This window comes from Bradyrhizobium ottawaense, assembly GCF_002278135.3.
In the GTDB taxonomy this organism is placed as follows: Bacteria; Pseudomonadota; Alphaproteobacteria; order Rhizobiales; family Xanthobacteraceae; genus Bradyrhizobium; species Bradyrhizobium ottawaense.
On record NZ_CP029425.2, the window covers coordinates 1501984 to 1517208 of the forward strand.

General features: G+C 63.8%; 16 protein-coding genes. 11 read left to right on the plus strand and 5 right to left on the minus strand.

Annotated features, from left to right (window positions below):
* Positions 1-140: 140 nt before the first annotated feature.
* Positions 141-512 (minus strand): winged helix-turn-helix transcriptional regulator, encoded by a 372-nt coding sequence (locus CIT37_RS07115; RefSeq protein ID WP_028140077.1) that lies wholly within the window; start codon positions 510-512, stop codon positions 141-143.
* Positions 513-661: 149 nt separating this feature from the next.
* Between CIT37_RS07115 and CIT37_RS07120 the strand changes: the two genes are divergently transcribed.
* Positions 662-1396 (plus strand): SDR family NAD(P)-dependent oxidoreductase, encoded by a 735-nt coding sequence (locus tag CIT37_RS07120; RefSeq protein WP_028140078.1) that lies wholly within the window; start codon positions 662-664, stop codon positions 1394-1396.
* 64 nt (positions 1397-1460) lie between these two features.
* Here the strand turns inward: CIT37_RS07120 and CIT37_RS07125 are convergent, their stop codons facing one another.
* The gene (locus tag CIT37_RS07125) at positions 1461-2345 is read right to left on the minus strand and encodes a 4-hydroxyphenyl-beta-ketoacyl-CoA hydrolase (protein ID WP_018321552.1); all 885 of its coding nucleotides are present in this window, start codon (positions 2343-2345) and stop codon (positions 1461-1463) included.
* 325 nt (positions 2346-2670) lie between these two features.
* Here CIT37_RS07125 and ykgO point away from each other — a divergent pair, with 325 nt between their 5' ends.
* The 3 genes from ykgO to CIT37_RS07140 all read left to right on the plus strand — a co-directional run bounded on the left by ykgO (position 2671) and on the right by CIT37_RS07140 (position 3966).
* Complete coding sequence (gene ykgO / locus CIT37_RS07130) at positions 2671-2796, plus strand: type B 50S ribosomal protein L36 (RefSeq protein ID WP_006611362.1); 126 nt, start codon at positions 2671-2673, stop codon at positions 2794-2796.
* 107 nt (positions 2797-2903) lie between these two features.
* Positions 2904-3536, plus strand: a complete 633-nt coding sequence (locus tag CIT37_RS07135) for a tetratricopeptide repeat protein (protein WP_095424780.1) — start codon at positions 2904-2906, stop codon at positions 3534-3536.
* A 169-nt stretch (positions 3537-3705) separates the two neighbouring features.
* Positions 3706-3966 (plus strand): hypothetical protein, encoded by a 261-nt coding sequence (locus CIT37_RS07140; RefSeq protein WP_038972835.1) that lies wholly within the window; start codon positions 3706-3708, stop codon positions 3964-3966.
* Positions 3967-4078: 112 nt separating this feature from the next.
* Here CIT37_RS07140 and CIT37_RS07145 read toward each other — a convergent pair whose 3' ends face one another.
* Positions 4079-4261 (minus strand): hypothetical protein, encoded by a 183-nt coding sequence (locus tag CIT37_RS07145; protein ID WP_095424781.1) that lies wholly within the window; start codon positions 4259-4261, stop codon positions 4079-4081.
* Positions 4262-4604: 343 nt separating this feature from the next.
* On the opposite strand from CIT37_RS07145, the gene CIT37_RS07150 reads away from it, so the two are divergent.
* Positions 4605-5561, plus strand: a complete 957-nt coding sequence (locus CIT37_RS07150; RefSeq protein WP_038947515.1) for an alpha/beta fold hydrolase — start codon at positions 4605-4607, stop codon at positions 5559-5561.
* A 558-nt stretch (positions 5562-6119) separates the two neighbouring features.
* The gene (locus CIT37_RS07155) at positions 6120-6329 is read left to right on the plus strand and encodes a hypothetical protein (RefSeq protein WP_161966343.1); all 210 of its coding nucleotides are present in this window, start codon (positions 6120-6122) and stop codon (positions 6327-6329) included.
* A 337-nt stretch (positions 6330-6666) separates the two neighbouring features.
* On the opposite strand, the gene cycA is transcribed toward CIT37_RS07155, so the two are convergent.
* A complete protein-coding gene (cycA, locus tag CIT37_RS07160) occupies positions 6667-7062 on the minus strand; it encodes a cytochrome c-550 CycA (protein WP_095424783.1) in 396 nt (131 codons plus the stop codon).
* 280 nt (positions 7063-7342) lie between these two features.
* Between cycA and CIT37_RS07165 the strand changes: the two genes are divergently transcribed.
* The 5 genes from CIT37_RS07165 to CIT37_RS07185 all read left to right on the plus strand — a co-directional run bounded on the left by CIT37_RS07165 (position 7343) and on the right by CIT37_RS07185 (position 13356).
* Positions 7343-8836: an FAD-linked oxidase C-terminal domain-containing protein gene (locus CIT37_RS07165; protein ID WP_028140084.1), complete on the plus strand. Its 1494-nt coding sequence runs from the start codon at positions 7343-7345 to the stop codon at positions 8834-8836.
* A 71-nt stretch (positions 8837-8907) separates the two neighbouring features.
* Positions 8908-10146 carry an FAD-binding protein gene (locus tag CIT37_RS07170; RefSeq protein WP_095424784.1) on the plus strand — a complete coding sequence of 413 codons (1239 nt, stop codon included), beginning with the start codon at positions 8908-8910 and terminating at the stop codon, positions 10144-10146.
* A complete protein-coding gene (glcF, locus tag CIT37_RS07175; RefSeq protein WP_095424785.1) occupies positions 10143-11465 on the plus strand; it encodes a glycolate oxidase subunit GlcF in 1323 nt (440 codons plus the stop codon). Before CIT37_RS07170 ends, glcF begins: the two co-directional genes overlap by 4 nt.
* An 84-nt stretch (positions 11466-11549) precedes the next feature.
* The gene (locus tag CIT37_RS07180) at positions 11550-11945 is read left to right on the plus strand and encodes a hypothetical protein (RefSeq protein ID WP_038947511.1); all 396 of its coding nucleotides are present in this window, start codon (positions 11550-11552) and stop codon (positions 11943-11945) included.
* A 394-nt stretch (positions 11946-12339) separates the two neighbouring features.
* Positions 12340-13356, plus strand: a complete 1017-nt coding sequence (locus tag CIT37_RS07185) for a TorF family putative porin (RefSeq protein WP_038947510.1) — start codon at positions 12340-12342, stop codon at positions 13354-13356.
* A gap of 106 nt (positions 13357-13462) precedes the next feature.
* On the opposite strand, the gene CIT37_RS07190 is transcribed toward CIT37_RS07185, so the two are convergent.
* Positions 13463-15223, minus strand: coding sequence for an ABC transporter ATP-binding protein/permease (locus CIT37_RS07190; RefSeq protein ID WP_095424786.1), 1761 nt, complete (start codon positions 15221-15223; stop codon positions 13463-13465).
* Positions 15224-15225: the final 2 nt, after the last annotated feature.

Genomic DNA, 15225 nt, shown 5'->3' on the forward strand with positions numbered 1-15225 from the left:
ACCGGCAGTTGCGCCATGGACGGTTCGGCTTTTGCAAAACACCGCAAATATTGTTCGCCAGCCAACTGTCTGAACAACCGTTTTAAGAGGAAGCAGACGCAGAGGTAGAGGTTGCATGGCGTTCGATGCAACCATTCAAGCTAGCCAGTCGGCTGACGTCCTCGCCGCGTCCAGGTCGCGCGCTCGGCGAAGACCTGGCTGACCTCCGCCATGTGCTCGGTGCCCCACGTGCAGAGCGGCACGAGAGCCTGGGCCAGGCTGTGACCCAAGGGAGTGAGGCTGTAGTCGACCCGCGGGGGCACTTCCCTGTAGTCGGTCCGCTTCACGAGACCGTCAGCCTCCAGCTCCTTCAACTGCTGGATCAGTACCTTGTCGCTGACGTCGCGGATGGCGCGGCGGAGCTCGCCGTAGCGGGTCGGGCCGTCCTGGGCGACGAAGTACAGGATCAGCGGCTTCCACTTGCCGGCGACGACCCGCAAGGTTGCATCTAAGCCGCAGGTGAAGCCGGGCAGAGTCGGCGTGCAGCTCTGGACCGGTGTTGGAGACTGCGCAGGCGGGAAAGTCGTGTCTGACATTTTTTTGGGTACTTACCAAAAGGTGCATACTTGTCGATAGGTGGGTATGCCGCCAGCTCAGTGCAACCTCAGTGAAGGAGCACATCATGAGCAGACTACAAGGCAAGACGGCAGTGGTGACCGGCGGCGGCACCGGCATCGGATTTGGAGCGGCGAAACGGTTCATCGACGAAGGCGCGTTCGTCTACATCTTCGGGCGGCGGCAGGAGCAACTCGACGCCGCCGTGGCGAAGCTCGGATCCTCGGCGCGCGCCGTCAGGGGCTCGGTGACGGATCTGGCCGACCTCGACCGGCTCTATGAGACGGTGAAGAAAGAACGCGGCGGGCTCGACATTCTGTTCGCCAATGCCGGCACCGGACTATTCGCCCCGCTCGGCGAGATCACGGTCGAGCATTACGATCACATCTTCGACGTCAATGTGAAGGGACTGGTTTTCACGGTGCAGAAGGCCCTGCCCCTGATGACGAAGGGATCGTCGATCATCCTGACCGGTTCGAGCACGGGCGTGATGGGGACGCCGCAGTTCAGCATCTACAGCGCGACCAAGGCCGCGGTTCGCAATCTGGCGCGGAGTTGGGCGCAGGATCTGCGCGGCACCGGCATCCGCGTCAATGTGCTGTCGCCGGGGCCGACCAAGACGGAGCTGGCACTGGAGATCGTCGGAGAGGAAGCCTTCGACGCGCTTGGAAGCACGACGCCGCTCGGTCGCGTGGCAGCCCCGTCGGAGACGGGCGCGGTCGCCGCGTTCCTGGCTTCGTCGGACAGCAGCTTCATGACCGGCAGCGAAGTGTTCGTCGACGGAGGCCTCGCTCAGATCTGAGAGATTTGAGCATGAGGGCTTCGGTTACCCGAAGCCCTCATGCGCGGCGCTGACGAGAAGCGCTTCAGATCCCCAGCAGTTTTCGCGCGTTGGCCTTGAGCACCTTCGGCCGGATCTCGTCGCGGATCTCGATCTTGGCGAAGTCCGACAGCCAGCGGTCGGGCGTGATGACCGGCCAGTCCGAGCCGAACAGCATCTTGTCCTGCAGAATCGAGTTGATGTAGCGCACCAGGATCGGCGGGAAGTACTTCGGCGACCAGCCGGAGAGGTCGATATAGACGTTCGGCTTGTGGGTCGCGACCGACAGCGCCTCTTCCTGCCAGGGGAAGGAGGGGTGGGCGAGGATGATCTTGAGGTCGGGGAAATCAGCCGCGACGTCGTCCATGTACATCGGGTTGGAATATTTCAGCCGCATCCCCATGCCGCCGGGCATGCCCGAGCCGACGCCGGTCTGGCCGGTGTGGAACAGCGCGACCGCGCCGCCATTGTTGATCTCTTCGTAGAGCGGATAGGCCATGCGGTCGTTGGCGTAGAAGCCCTGCATGGTCGGGTGGAATTTGAAGCCGCGCACCCCGTATTCCTCGATCAGCTTGCGCGCCTCGCGCGCGCCGAGCTTGCCCTTGTGCGGGTCGATCGAGACGAAGGGGATGAGGACGTCGAGATGGTCCGAAGCGGCCTCGATCATCTCGTAATTGTTGTAGCGGCGGAAGCCGGTCTCGCGCTCGGCATCAACCGGGAAGATCACCGCGGCGATGTTCTTGGAGCGGTAATAGGCCGCGGTCTCCGGCACCGTCGGCGGATGCTTGTTCGGCGACTTGAAGTATTCCGCCATCTGCGCCTGGAAATCGTCATAGCCGTCGTCGGGGTGGCAGCCGCAGGGCTCCTCGGCGTGGGTGTGGATGTCGATGGCGACGACATCGTCGATGTTGGGCAGCTTCAGCTTCGGCATGGGTTTCCTCCCGACGGGTTGCCGAATTGGTTATATCATATAACGAATTTGGCAAGGCGTCGTCGACAAGGGCGTCGTCGAAAGGTCTGATTCCCCAAGCGATGAATCGGGCCGATTCGGCCGCTTCGACTGTGCATGGGGTTGTTTTCGCGAATTTGCCGGTTCGGAACCGGGCAGTTAACATTGACATCACCTCCCGCCATGCCTTAAGAACCGCCCCGTCCCGGGCGGTCGTCCGCCGGCGGGAAAAATCTCATTTTGCCACATTCGCGCGTGCCGAAACGGTAGTGCCGAACACGGCCTTTCGAACGTTCAGGATTCCGCCATGAAGGTCCGTAACTCGCTGAAATCGCTGCGCGGTCGCCATCGCGCCAACCGCCTGGTCCGCCGCAAGGGCCGGGTCTATGTGATCAACAAGGTGCAGCGCCGCTTCAAGGCTCGTCAGGGCTGATATTGCCCTGCCGGACGCCCGCGCGCGCCCCGCAAGACCACGGTCTCACACGAGTTTGACGCCGCCTTTGCTTTGCAAGGGCGGCTTTGCGCGTTTAGACTTCGACCATGGCAGTGAGATTCCTCTTCGCGCGCACCTTGTGTCTGGCCCTTGTGCTGGGAACCTCCGGCCTTGCTCCGGCCCTGGCACAGCAGGTTGATCCACCCGGCAAGCAGAAGAAGCTCCCGGAAGCGCCGGCCAAGCTGCCCAAGGTCGATCGCAACAAGAATCTCGAATTCCTGTTCGGCGCGTTGAAGGCGGCGCCCGACGAGGCCAGCGCCAAGCATGTCGAGGCGCGGATCTGGGCAATCTGGCTGCAGACCCCGAGCGACACCGCCGCGCTGTTGATGGCCCGCGCCAAGACCGCGGTCGACGCCAAGAGGATCGAGGTCGCGATCAAGCTGCTGGATTCGGTCATCAAGCTGAGGCCCGACTACATCGAGGCCTGGAACCGGCGCGCCACGCTCTACTACATGCAGAATGACTATGGCCGTTCGCTCGCGGATATCCAGCAGGTGCTGATCCGGGAGCCGCGCCATTTCGGCGCGCTCGCGGGCCTCGGCATGATCATGCAGGAGGTCGGCGACGAGAAGCGCGCGCTCGAGGCCTATCGCAAGGCGCTCGCCGTCAATCCGCACCTCGAAAAGATTCCCGACCAGGTCAAGGCGCTGACCGAGAAGGTCGAAGGCCGCGATATCTAGAGCACGATCCGGAATAGTTCGGGAGGATCGTGCTCGCGCAATAGCGGATAGTTTGATCATCTTCCGAGCGATGGCGCCTTACGTGGATTAACCACGATTGGAAGCGCGGCATCGTGAGGACTATTGCCGGCGCCGCCAGGGGCCTACCTGCATGGCAGGAGCAAAAGCCATGAAGCGTTTGATCTTTGCGGGTAGCTTGCTGCTCGCGTCGGGGACGGTGAGCTTCGCCGACGGACTTTTCTGGGTGGTCGGCAACCGCGCCACCGGAAAATGCAACATCGTGACCAGCAATCCGGTCATCATCGGCGATATCTGGTTCGGCGACGGTCCCTACAAGTCGAGGGCCGATGCCAAGCTTGCCCGTTCGACGATCCGCGCCTGTCCCGCACTTACCCCGGACGAGGAAAAGGACGAGGACGAAGCGAACTAGTCTGCGTGCCAAGCATGATCCGGACCCGAAGGGCCGCGTTCGCGAAAAGTGTGCAGCGGTTTTCCGACGAGATCATGCTCGATAGAGAGCCTAAAGTGCGGTCCACCGCACTTTAGTGCAGAGCGTTGCCGCCGCGCTCGACCAGGCCGCGATCGGCGGCTGCGGCGTAAGCCTTTGCAAGCTCCGATTCCAGGTGCTCGTTGATCAGCAGCAGCGCCCGCACGGCACCGCGCAGATCGCCGTTGGAGCTCGCCACGATCTCGTCGATCGCAGTGTCGTTCGATCTGAAGCTCATCGAAAATCCTCCGGTTCAAATCAGGACAAATCCTGCCGGTCTTTCCCGCATCCCCTGAGTTTGCCCTGGGGCCTGCGAGGAGGATCGGCGCCCACCCGCGCCTAGATGGCGGAACCGACCATGGCGATTATAAGGAAGCCGCGATGACGGCTGCATGAAGCTGTTCCGAGGCTTGCGCGCCCTCCTGGAATGTTGTTGATTCCATTGAGTTTTCACGTTCTTCAATTATGCACATATCCACAGCCCCGGCAGTTTCGGCGTAAATCCGGAAAGCCGGCGGAGCGAAACCGCCACCCGTAACGCCCGTAACTGCCCTGTGCCCAGGATCACCCGGATTGTCTCCATGATCGTGATGTCAGTCGTGACGGCGCTGGTTCTGCTGGCGCTGGTCACGCAGGCTGGAATCGTCGCCGTGCAGCGCGCCTTTCCGCCGCAGGGCGGGATGGTCGAGGTCGACGGCGCGACGCTTCACGTCGTCGATATCGGTCCGCGCGATGCAGGCCTGCCGATCGTGATGCTGCACGGCGCCAGCTCCAATCTCGAAGCGATGCGGCGCCCGCTCGGGGACCTGCTCGCCAAAGATCATCGCGTCATCCTGGTCGACCGTCCCGGCCATGGCTGGAGCACGCGCGCGCGGCGCCAGGATTCCACGCCGCAGATCCAGGCCCGGATGATCGACGAGGCGCTTGGCAAGCTCGGGATCGATCGCGCGATCTTCGTCGTGCATTCCTGGAGCGGCGCGCTCGGCGCGCGGATTGCGCTCGATCATCCCGGCCGCGTCGCCGGCCTGGTCATGCTCGCCCCCGTCACCCATCCCTGGCGCGGCGGTGTCGGCCGTTACAATGAGTTCATCGCAACGCCGGTGATCGGTCCGCTGCTCGCCTACACGATCACCCTGCCGCTCGGCTATTTCGTCGCTGAGGCCGGCGCGCGCAACGTGTTCCTGCCGCAAATGATGCCGGATGGATTCGTGCAGGACTCCGCGACGCCGCTGCTGCTGCGCCCGCGCGAGTTCATCGCCAATGCCTATGATCTGGTGACGCTGAAGGAGGCGGTGACTGCGCAAGCCGCGCGCTATGGCGAGATATCGGCGCCAGTCACGATCATTGCCGGCGAGCCCGACAAGACGGTGAAGACCAACATTCACGCGCGCCCGTTCGCAGCCATGGTGCCGAATGCGAAGCTGATCGTGCTGCCCGATCTCGGCCACATGGTGCAGAACGCCGTGCCGGAGCTCGTGAAGACGGAAATCGAAACGATGATCGGGAAAATCGCCCCGGCGCAGGCGGCCGCCGATTAGGGCGTCTTCGAGCGAAGTGGCTGCTCCCGTAGAGCTCTCGTAGGGTGGGCAAGGCGCACTTGCGCCGTGCCCACGATCTGCGTGTGACTGGGGAGGATTCGTGGGCACGTCGCGCAAGAGCGCGCCTTTGCCCACCCTACGGGACCGGGCCTGTGTCGGCCCCTGTCAATCCGCTCCGCTAAAAATATTCCACTTTACCGAAATTCGGTTTCGGCGTATGTGTCGCTCATCCCGGCTTGACCTTGAGGGGCGATCGCGCGTCGTCACGTTTCGCGAGCCGGGTTGCGGTGGACGCGGCAGCGTCGGCACGAGATGGTAGCGGGCAGGGCGGGTCGTCCCTGTGAGCCCGAAACCGCGTGCGGACGAGCGACGCTGAACGCGTACGGCAAAACCGTGTGGTCCTGGCCGTCGTTGCTACGGTCAAGTCTTGCGAAGGTGCGAGCGAGCCCAACCGGGCGGACTGCATCATCCAATTCGCGGGGCGAGGGAGGCCAGAGGGAACTCGGCTCCCGGGAGAGCACGGCATAAGCCGTCCGACCACCGCGCAGGGAAGGCCGAGTGATCGGCACCACCTGTATGCTGCTGTGCGGTTCTTCCTGCGTGCGCTTTTCGCGCAGCGGACCGCGGGTGCGAGCCGGCACCCGGCCTTCCCTGCGCCCTCTTGGCTATGAGGGTGGCGAGATCAAGCAAAGCTCGGGCGAAATCCGCCGCGAGGACGAGAAGGCATGTCCGCGACTTGAGCTGTGTGCCGCAATCTCGATCTCGTAGGGTGAGCAAAGCGGAAGCGTGCCCACCATCCTCGCACCGCAATTGAATTGGTGGGCACGGCGCTGTGCGCCTTTGCCCACCCTACGGCACTGCAGCTGGGATGTGCATTGGAGCATCGCGATGCCGCCTCATACTCGTCATTGAGGGGCTCTTGCGACGAAGCAATCCAGAGTCTTTCCGAGGAGGGATTCTGGATTGCTTCCGCCTTCGCCGAGGCTTCGGCGGACAAGTCGCGGCGCTTGCAACGACGCCGTGAAGAAAACGCATCAAACAAAAAGCCGCAGCTTCGGTTCTGACCCGGTCAGAACCGAAGCCGAAGCTGTCGACGGATCCGTGCTTACTGCTTGATCTTCCCGTCCTTGTCGAACTGCGCGACATAGGCCCAGAGATTGTTGATCTCGGTCTCGTTCTTGATGCCGGCGAACGCCATCTTGGTGCCGGGGATCTTGGCCTTGGGGTCCTTGATGTATTCCTTGAACACGGCCTCGTCCCAGGTGATGCCGGAATTCTTGTTCGCGTCCGAGTAGCTGTAGCCCTCGACCGTGCCCGACTTGCGGCCGTTGAGACCGTTGAGCTCGGGGCCGACCTTGTTCTTGGCGCCTTCGCCGATCGCGTGGCAGGCCAGGCATTTGTTAAACGATGTCTTGCCGGCCGCGACATCCTGCGCCATCGCGGCGGGTGCGGTGGCAATCATGGTGAGGATCGTCAGTGCGCCAAAAGTCAGTTTTGTCATCGGATGCTCTTCGTCTCTTCCCTGGTGGGTCTGGCCTGGTCAGTCTCTCGCCGGATCGGCAATCGCCCGACCTGCCGGTTTTGGCAGGCCTGCTCGGCTTGGACAAGCCACCAAACCATGACAGGTTTCATGATTTCCGACTTGTCCCAGAGCGAACTGGCGAAAGATGGCCGATCCGACTTTCGGATGGCCTACCCAAACACCCGCGGACGTGATTGATTTGCCGAGACAAATTGATCGTGCGGCGTGAGCCGGAAAGATATGCCATGAAGGATTTGATATGGCCATCATGATGCCTGCGAGCGACCAGGCGGTGCTCGCGCGCCGCGCCGAGATCGTTGCTGCATTGCGCGCGATCGTGCCCGGCGAGGGCGTGATCGATACGCCTGCCGAGATGCGGGCCTATGAATCCGACGGGCTGACGGCCTATCGGCAGCCGCCGATGGTCGTGGTGCTGCCCGATACGACCGAGCAGGTCTCGCTGATCCTGAAATATTGTGCAGGGCAAGGTATCAAGGTGGTGCCGCGCGGCTCCGGCACATCGCTATCAGGCGGGGCGCTGCCGCTCGAAGACGGCGTGCTGCTGGGGCTCGGCAAGTTCAAGCGCATCCGCGAGATCGATTTCGACAATCGCGTCGTCGTCACCGAGCCCGGCGTCACCAACCTCGCCATCAGCCAGGCGGTCGCCCATGCCGGCTTCTATTACGCGCCCGACCCGTCCTCGCAGATCGCCTGCTCGATCGGCGGCAATGTCGCGGAGAATTCCGGCGGCGTGCACTGCCTCAAATACGGCATGACCACCAACAACGTGCTCGGTTGCGAGATCGTGCTGATGAGCGGCGAGATCCTGCGCATCGGCGGCAAGGGGTGCGAGAACCCGGGCTACGATTTGATGGGCGTCATCACCGGCTCGGAAGGGCTGCTCGGCGTCATCACCGAGGTCACGGTGCGCATCCTGCAGAAGCCGGAGACGGCGCGCGCCTTGATGGTCGGCTTCGCCGAGGTCGAGGCCGCCGGCGAATGCGTGGCGCGGATCATCGGCGCCGGCATCATCCCCGGCGGCATGGAGATGATGGACAAGCCGGCGATCCACGCCGCCGAGGCCTTCGTCCATGCCGGCTATCCGCTCGATGTCGAAGCGCTGCTCATCATCGAGCTCGACGGCCCCAAGATCGAGGTCGACGAGCTGATCACGCGGGTCGAGACCATTGCACGAGGCTGCGGCTCGGTAACGCTGCAGATCTCCAATTCGGAAGCCGAGCGCAATCTGTTCTGGGCCGGCCGCAAGGCCGCGTTCCCGGCGGTGGGGCGCATCTCGCCCGACTATCTCTGCATGGACGGCACAATTCCCCGCGGCGCGCTGCCGAAGGCGCTGGCGCGCATCCGCGAGCTCGGCGAAAAATACCAGCTCGGCTGCGCCAACGTGTTCCACGCCGGTGACGGCAATCTGCACCCACTGATCCTCTACGATGCCAACAAGCCCGGCGAGATCGAGCGCGCCGAAGCCTTCGGCGCCGATATCCTGCGCGCCTGCGTCGAGTTCGGCGGCGTGCTCACCGGCGAGCACGGCGTCGGCATCGAGAAGCGCGACCTGATGCCCGACATGTTCAGCGAGATCGACCTCAACCAGCAGCAACGGCTGAAATGCGCCTTCGATTCGCAAGGCCTGCTCAATCCCGGAAAGGTATTTCCGACCCTGCACCGCTGCGCCGAGCTCGGCCGCATGCATGTGCATGCCGGCAAGCTGGCGTTTCCTGATTTGCCGCGGTTCTAGCGTCGGTCGCTGCGCCTCGCTGCAACGCGCCAAATTTGCTTTCCGTTCTAAACTTGGATACCGGCTGAGTCGTGGATACGCTTAAGGTCAGAGACGCCAAAGACGTCGAAGAAGTGGTGCGCGCGGCGATTGCCAATGAGCAGCCGCTCGAGATCATCGGTCATGGCTCTAAGCGCGGCATCGGCCATGCCATGGCGACCAACGCCGTGCTCGACCTCTCCGCGCTGAACGCCGTCACTTCCTACGAGCCGAACGAGCTTATCATCACGCTCCAGGCCGGTGCGCCGCTGGGCGACGTGCTGTCGCTGATCGACGCCAAGAACCAGCAATTCGCGTTCGAGCCGATGAATACCGCGCCGCTGCTCGGCACGCCCGTATCGGGGACCATCGGCGGCATGATCGCGGCCGGGCTCGCCGGTCCGCGGCGGATCAGGGCGGGCGGGGCGCGCGACCATTTGCTCGGGGCGCACGCCGTCTCGGGCTTCGGGGACAGCTTCAAGACCGGCGGCAAAGTGGTGAAGAACGTCACCGGCTACGACCTCTGCAAGTTGCTCGCGGGGTCCTGGGGCACGCTGTCTGTCATGACTGAGGTTACGCTGAAGGTGATGCCCAAGCCCGAGGCCGAGCGGACGCTGCTGCTAAGCGGCCTCGACGATGCCGCCGCCAACAAGGCGATGACCGCGGCGCTCGGCTCGCCCTTCGACGTCTCCGGTGCGGCGCACCTGCCGAAATCGGCGTTCCGGGCCAAGACCGACGGGCTTGGCGATCTCGCAGGCCAAGGCGAGGCCCTGACCGTGCTGCGGCTCGAGGGTATCACGGCCTCGGCCGCCCATCGCGCTGGCTCGCTGCGCGAATTGCTGGCGCCGTTCGGAACCGCGACTCTGATCGAGGACGCGGCGTCGGCCGCGCTGTGGGCCACCATCCGCGACGTGCTGCCGTTCGCGGCCAGCGGCGCGCTCGGCGCCTGGCCGGTCTGGCGGATCGTCTGCCCGCCGGCCTCAGGCGCTGCGCTCGGCACGCAATTGGCGCGGGAGACGGGCGGCGACGTGATCTATGATTGGGGTGGCGGGCTGATCTGGGCGGCATTGCCGCCGAAGGGCGACGCGCATGCTCCCGCGGTGCGGATGCGTGCCAACGCCGTCGGCGGTCACGCAACGCTGATCCGGGCGGCCGAGGATGTCAGGCGCGATGTCGACGTCTTTCATCCGCAGGCGCCGGGCATTGCCGCCCTGAGCGAGCGGGTGCGCGCCAGTTTCGATCCAAAGGCCGTTCTCAACCGGGGCCGCTTGAGCCGAGGCGCTGTGGCATGAAGACCGAATTCTCACTCGCCCAGCTTGCCGATCCCGACATCGCGGAAGCCGACAAGATCCTGCGTGCCTGCGTCCATTGCGGCTTCTGCACCGCAACCTGTCCGACCTATGTGCTGCTCGGCGACGAGCTCGATAGCCCGCGTGGCCGCATCTATCTGATCAAGGAGATGCTGGAGAAGGACCAGGCGCCGACGGCGGAAGTGGTCAAGCATGTCGACCGCTGCCTGTCGTGCCTGGCCTGCATGACGACCTGCCCCTCGGGGGTGAACTACATGCATCTCGTCGACCAGGCCCGGGTCAGGATCGAGCAGCGTTATGAGCGGCCTCTGGCTGAGCGGCTGCTGCGCCAGGTGCTGGCCTTCGTCCTGCCGGACCCGCAGCGCTTTCGCATGAGCATGGTGCTGGCGCGGGTGGCCCGTCCGCTTGCCGTTTTCCTGCCGACGCCGCGGCCCTCGGCGACGCCCGGCCTGATCCAGCGCATCAAGGCGATGCTAGCGCTGGCCCCGCACCGGCTGCCGCCGCCGGGCCCCGCCGCCGGCAGTGTGTTCGCGGCGCTCGGCAAGAAGCGCGGCCGGGTCGCGCTGCTCCAGGGCTGCGCCCAGCAGGTCCTGGCGCCGCGCATCAACCAGGCGGCCATCAGTCTTCTCACCCGCCATGGCGTCGAGGTTGTCCTGGTCCGGGACGAACAGTGCTGCGGCGCGCTGACCCATCACCTCGGCAACGATCAGGATGCATTGGCGCGGGCGCGAGCCAACGTCGCGGCGTGGCGGAAGGAAGCGGCCGGCGAGGGGCTCGACGCCATCCTGGTGACGGCGTCCGGCTGCGGCACAGTGATCAAGGACTACGGCTATCTGCTGCGCGAGGATGCTGCGTTCGCCGCCGATGCGGCGAAGGTGTCCGCGCTCGCCAAGGACATCACCGAATACATCGCCGGCCTCGCACTCGAGCCGACTGCGCGACAGGACAACATCGTCGTCGCCTATCACTCGGCGTGTTCGTTGCAGCATGGGCAGAAAATCACAGGCCTTCCGAAAGAATTGCTTTCCAAGAATGGATTCGTGGTGAAAGATGTACCGGAGAGCCATTTGTGTTGCGGTTCGGCGGGGACCTACAACATTCTCCAGCCCGAGCTTGCGGGCCGGTTGCGCGATCGCAAGGTCGCCAACATCGCGAGCGTCAAGCCGGACATGATTGCCGCGGGCAATATCGGCTGCATGGTGCAGATTGCCAGTGGCACGTCAGTTCCGGTCGTACACACGATTGAGCTTCTCGATTGGGCTACGGGCGGGTCGCGGCCGGCATTGAACGCGCAAGTTTGAGCTTTCAAGCCTGAGCTTTCCTCCGGAGGCGACGGTAGAACGACGCCCGATCGACCATTGTTCGTCGACAACAGGAGGACCACGATGGCGAAAGCGAAGAAGAAAAAAAGCAAGAAGGCCAAAAAGGCGAAGAAGGCTGTAGCGGCGAAGAAATCCGCGAAGAAGGCAGCCAAGAAGTCCGCGAAGAAGTCTGCCAAAAAATCCACGAAGAAAGCTGCCAAGAAAGCTGGCAAGAAAGCTTCGAAGAAGGCCGCTCCAAAGAAGGCCGCCAAGGCTGTGAAGAAGGCAGCCAAGAAAGCAGCCAAGCCGGCTGCACCGAAGAAGGCCGCGAAGAAAGCGGCACCGAAGAAGGCGAAGGCAGCTCCCGCGCCGAAGCCGTCAGCGCCGTCGCCAGCTCCGGCTCCCGAGCCGGCCGCCGAGACGAGCTGGGCGATGCCTTCGTCTTCTGCGGAAGCGGCACCGGCCGAGGGACAAGGCTAGGTCCCATCCAGCGACCGCGATCGCCAACAACAGGGAAGGCCGCTGCGGTGACGCTGCGGCCTTTTTGCATCGCCGCAGGGCCTCCGGAAGTCTTCCGTTCACGGCGCCTGTTTGATTCGTCGCCCGGATGCCACGCTAGCCGCCTTCCCCGTACTTGCACGGGTCCTGCCGTGCCCTTTGGAATGCAAATAATGTGATCGAGAAGACACACAGGCTGACAACCTTTCCTGGAATCGTCAAAACGCCCAAAAAGTCGGCAGATGCCCGTGATTTTTGCTTCACGGTCCCCATCCCTCAATCCAGATTGTCGCAGTAACGCAATTTTGCAGACAGGTCGTTTGCCCCGGGGGGCCTCCGGGATCCGACTGGGTAAGAACTCGCGATGGGGATCGAAATGAAAAAAGTGGCTTTGTTGGCAACGGCGCTGGCAATGGTGACGACGGGTTCGGCTTTCGCGGCAGACTTGCGCGTGAAGGCATTGAAGGCCCCGCCGCCGCCCGCCTTCGATCCCTGGGATATCGCCTTCGGCGGTGCGGTCATGAGCGACTACATCTTCCGCGGTATCACCCAGTCGAACCACAAGCCGTCGGTCTCGGCCTATTTCGAGCCGCGCTACAACGTCACCAAGGACCTCCAGCTCTATGTCGGCGTGGCCGGTGAGAGCATCTCCTTCCCGAACCGCGCCGCAGCCGAGATCGACGTCTACGGCGGTATCCGCCCGACCTTCGGTGCGTTCGCCTTCGACATCGGCGTCTGGGGTTACCTGTATCCGGGTGGGACCTGCTATTACGGCGCGCCGATCGACACCGCCGGCAACGCGCTCAGCGCGCAGTGCGCCGCGAACGCCCTGCTCAACGGCAACGTGATGAAGAAGGACGTCAGCTTCTTCGAAGTCTACGGCAAGGTGAACTACACCATCAACGACAACTGGAGCGTCGGCCTGAACGAGTACTACACGCCGAGCTTCCTGAACTCCGGTGCGTGGGGCGACTACGTGTCGATCACCGCCAAGTACACTGCTCCGAGCACCATTTTCGGCTCCAGTGGCGTCGGCATGTATGTGTCGGGTGAGTTCGGCCGCCAGTTCCTCGGCACGTCCGACTCGTTCTACGGCACGGGCTTCGCCGCGCCGGGCTTCGCCGGTCCGTTCCCGAACGGCATCAAGTACGCCGACTACAACACCTGGAATATCGGCGTCGGCTTCACCTACAAGGTCTTCACGCTCGACCTGCGTTACTCCGACACCGACCTGTCGAAGGCGAACTGCAACGCGTTCACCAGCGACTATACGGCGACCGCCAACGGCAGCTTCAGCAACATCAATCCCACCGGCGTCGGCTCCAACTGGTGCGGCGCGGCCGGCATCGCCAAGCTCTCGTTCGACCTGACGGCGATGACCAACCTGAAGTAAGTTTCTTCCCGAGACCATTTACGAGGGCGGCAGAGCAATCTGCCGCCCTTTTGCTTTATGGGGTGCGGGTGCCCAGCCTTGGTCGTCCGAGACGCCGGCCGGCCTCTCAGCGCGCCGCGGTCGGCTCCGCCCGGGCCGGCTCGACGGCTTTACCGAGGACGTGGATCTCGCCGTCCTCCACCAATGCCACCTTCCGGGTGTGGAAGGCGTCGAGCGTCGAGCGATGGCCGATCGAGACGATGGTGGCCTGCGGCAGCTTCTCCGTCAGCAGCCGATAGAGCCGGTCCTCGGACGGCTCGTCCAGCGAGGCGGTCGCTTCGTCGAGGAAGAGATAGTCCGGCATGTGTAGCAGCGCACGAGCAAGCCCAAGGCGTTGCTGTTCGCCGAGCGACAATGTCCGGTTCCAGTGGCCGTGCTCGTCGAGCCGGTCCGCCAGTCGCGGCAGGCCGACGGCAATCAAGGCATCGCGGATCTTCTCGGGCGGGACCGAGCCGTGCTCGGTCGGGTAGATGACGGCGTCGCCAAGCGCGCCGATCGGGAAATACGGCCGCTGCGGCAGCATCATCAGCTTCGCCGTCTCGGGAATGGCGATCGTGCCGGTGCCGAACGGCCAGACGCCGGCAATGGCCCGGAACAGTGTCGACTTGCCGGAGCCCGACGGGCCGGTCACCAGCACCCGCTCCGAGGGCTGGATCGTGAAGGCATCGGCTGCGACCAGAGGCGCGCCGTTCGGCAGTTTGACGAGCAATTGCTCGAGCGCGATTGCCTTGCCGTTCGATGGTGCGATGTCGATGGTCGGTTCGAGCGCCGCGCCGTGGGCGGCGGAGCTGACCGACATCTCGAAGCCATCGAGGCGGGCGATCACCGCGCGCCACTCTGCGAGCGAGCGATAGGCGGTGACGAAGAACGACAGCGCATCCTGCACGCTGCCGAACGCCGAGCCGGTCTGCATCATGTCGCCGAGCTGGATGCGCTTGGCGAAGTAGGCAGGCGCCACCACCACATAGGGAAAGAGCGTCGCCGCCTGACCGTAGCTTGCCGTGAAGGCGGTCAGGCGCTTGGTCCGTCCCATGATCTCGTACCAATTGCCGATGACGAAGCCGAAGCGCCGCAGGAGATGCCCTCGCTCCGCGTTCTCGCCTTTCAGAAGGGCGATCTGCTCAGAATTTTCGCGCACGCGGATCAGGTTGAAGCGGAAGTCGGCCTCAAAGCGCTGCTGCTCGAAATTGAGATTGATGAGCGGGGCGCCGATCCAATGGGTCAGCGCGGTACCGACGATCGCGTAGGCCAGTGCGCACCAGACCAGAAAACCGGGCACGAGGATATCGGTGCCGTAAATGTACAAGGGTGCCTTGTAGGACAGGCCCCAGAGGATGACGACGAACGAGGCGAGCGTCACGATCGACGACAAAAGGCCTAGGCCGATGGTCAGCGTTTGCTCGACGAAATTCTTGACGTCCTCGGTGATACGCTGGTCCGGATTGTCGGCGGCATCGCCCCTGAGCTGCATGCGGTAATGGGTGGCGCCCTCGAGCCATTCGCCGAGATAGTGTTGCGTCAGCCATTGCCGCCAGCGGATCTGGAGCCACTGGTTCAGGTAGAGCTTGTAGACGGCCAAAGCGACGAAGGTGAAGGCAAGCCCAAGGAAGATCCAGACCTCCTTGACGAATTCGGGCAGATCGTAGGCCTGCAGGGCGCTGTAGAACCGGTTCTGCCACTGATTGAGCAGCACGTTGATCGCGACCAGCACCAGCTCCATCGCGACGACGACGGCGAGCAGGCCGCGGCCGGCCCACTTGTCCTCCGACCGGAAATAGGGGACGGCGATTCGCCAGACGATCGCGAGCGTGGCGCTGAGGTTCTTCACAG

Excerpts from the sequence above, each read along its gene's own strand:
- CIT37_RS07180 (WP_038947511.1), top strand. The coding sequence starts at position 11,550 with ATGGCGAAAGCGAAGAAGAAAAAAAGCAAGAAGGCCAAAAAGGCGAAG.
- CIT37_RS07135 (WP_095424780.1), top strand. The coding sequence starts at position 2,904 with ATGGCAGTGAGATTCCTCTTCGCGCGCACCTTGTGTCTGGCCCTTGTG.
- cycA (WP_095424783.1), bottom strand. The coding sequence starts at position 7,062 with ATGACAAAACTGACTTTTGGCGCACTGACGATCCTCACCATGATTGCC.
- glcF (WP_095424785.1), top strand. The coding sequence starts at position 10,143 with ATGAAGACCGAATTCTCACTCGCCCAGCTTGCCGATCCCGACATCGCG.
- CIT37_RS07125 (WP_018321552.1), bottom strand. The coding sequence starts at position 2,345 with ATGCCGAAGCTGAAGCTGCCCAACATCGACGATGTCGTCGCCATCGAC.
- ykgO (WP_006611362.1), top strand. The coding sequence starts at position 2,671 with ATGAAGGTCCGTAACTCGCTGAAATCGCTGCGCGGTCGCCATCGCGCC.
- CIT37_RS07185 (WP_038947510.1), top strand. The coding sequence starts at position 12,340 with ATGAAAAAAGTGGCTTTGTTGGCAACGGCGCTGGCAATGGTGACGACG.
- CIT37_RS07120 (WP_028140078.1), top strand. The coding sequence starts at position 662 with ATGAGCAGACTACAAGGCAAGACGGCAGTGGTGACCGGCGGCGGCACC.
- CIT37_RS07165 (WP_028140084.1), top strand. The coding sequence starts at position 7,343 with ATGGCCATCATGATGCCTGCGAGCGACCAGGCGGTGCTCGCGCGCCGC.
- CIT37_RS07140 (WP_038972835.1), top strand. The coding sequence starts at position 3,706 with ATGAAGCGTTTGATCTTTGCGGGTAGCTTGCTGCTCGCGTCGGGGACG.
- CIT37_RS07145 (WP_095424781.1), bottom strand. The coding sequence starts at position 4,261 with ATGAGCTTCAGATCGAACGACACTGCGATCGACGAGATCGTGGCGAGC.
- CIT37_RS07150 (WP_038947515.1), top strand. The coding sequence starts at position 4,605 with ATGATCGTGATGTCAGTCGTGACGGCGCTGGTTCTGCTGGCGCTGGTC.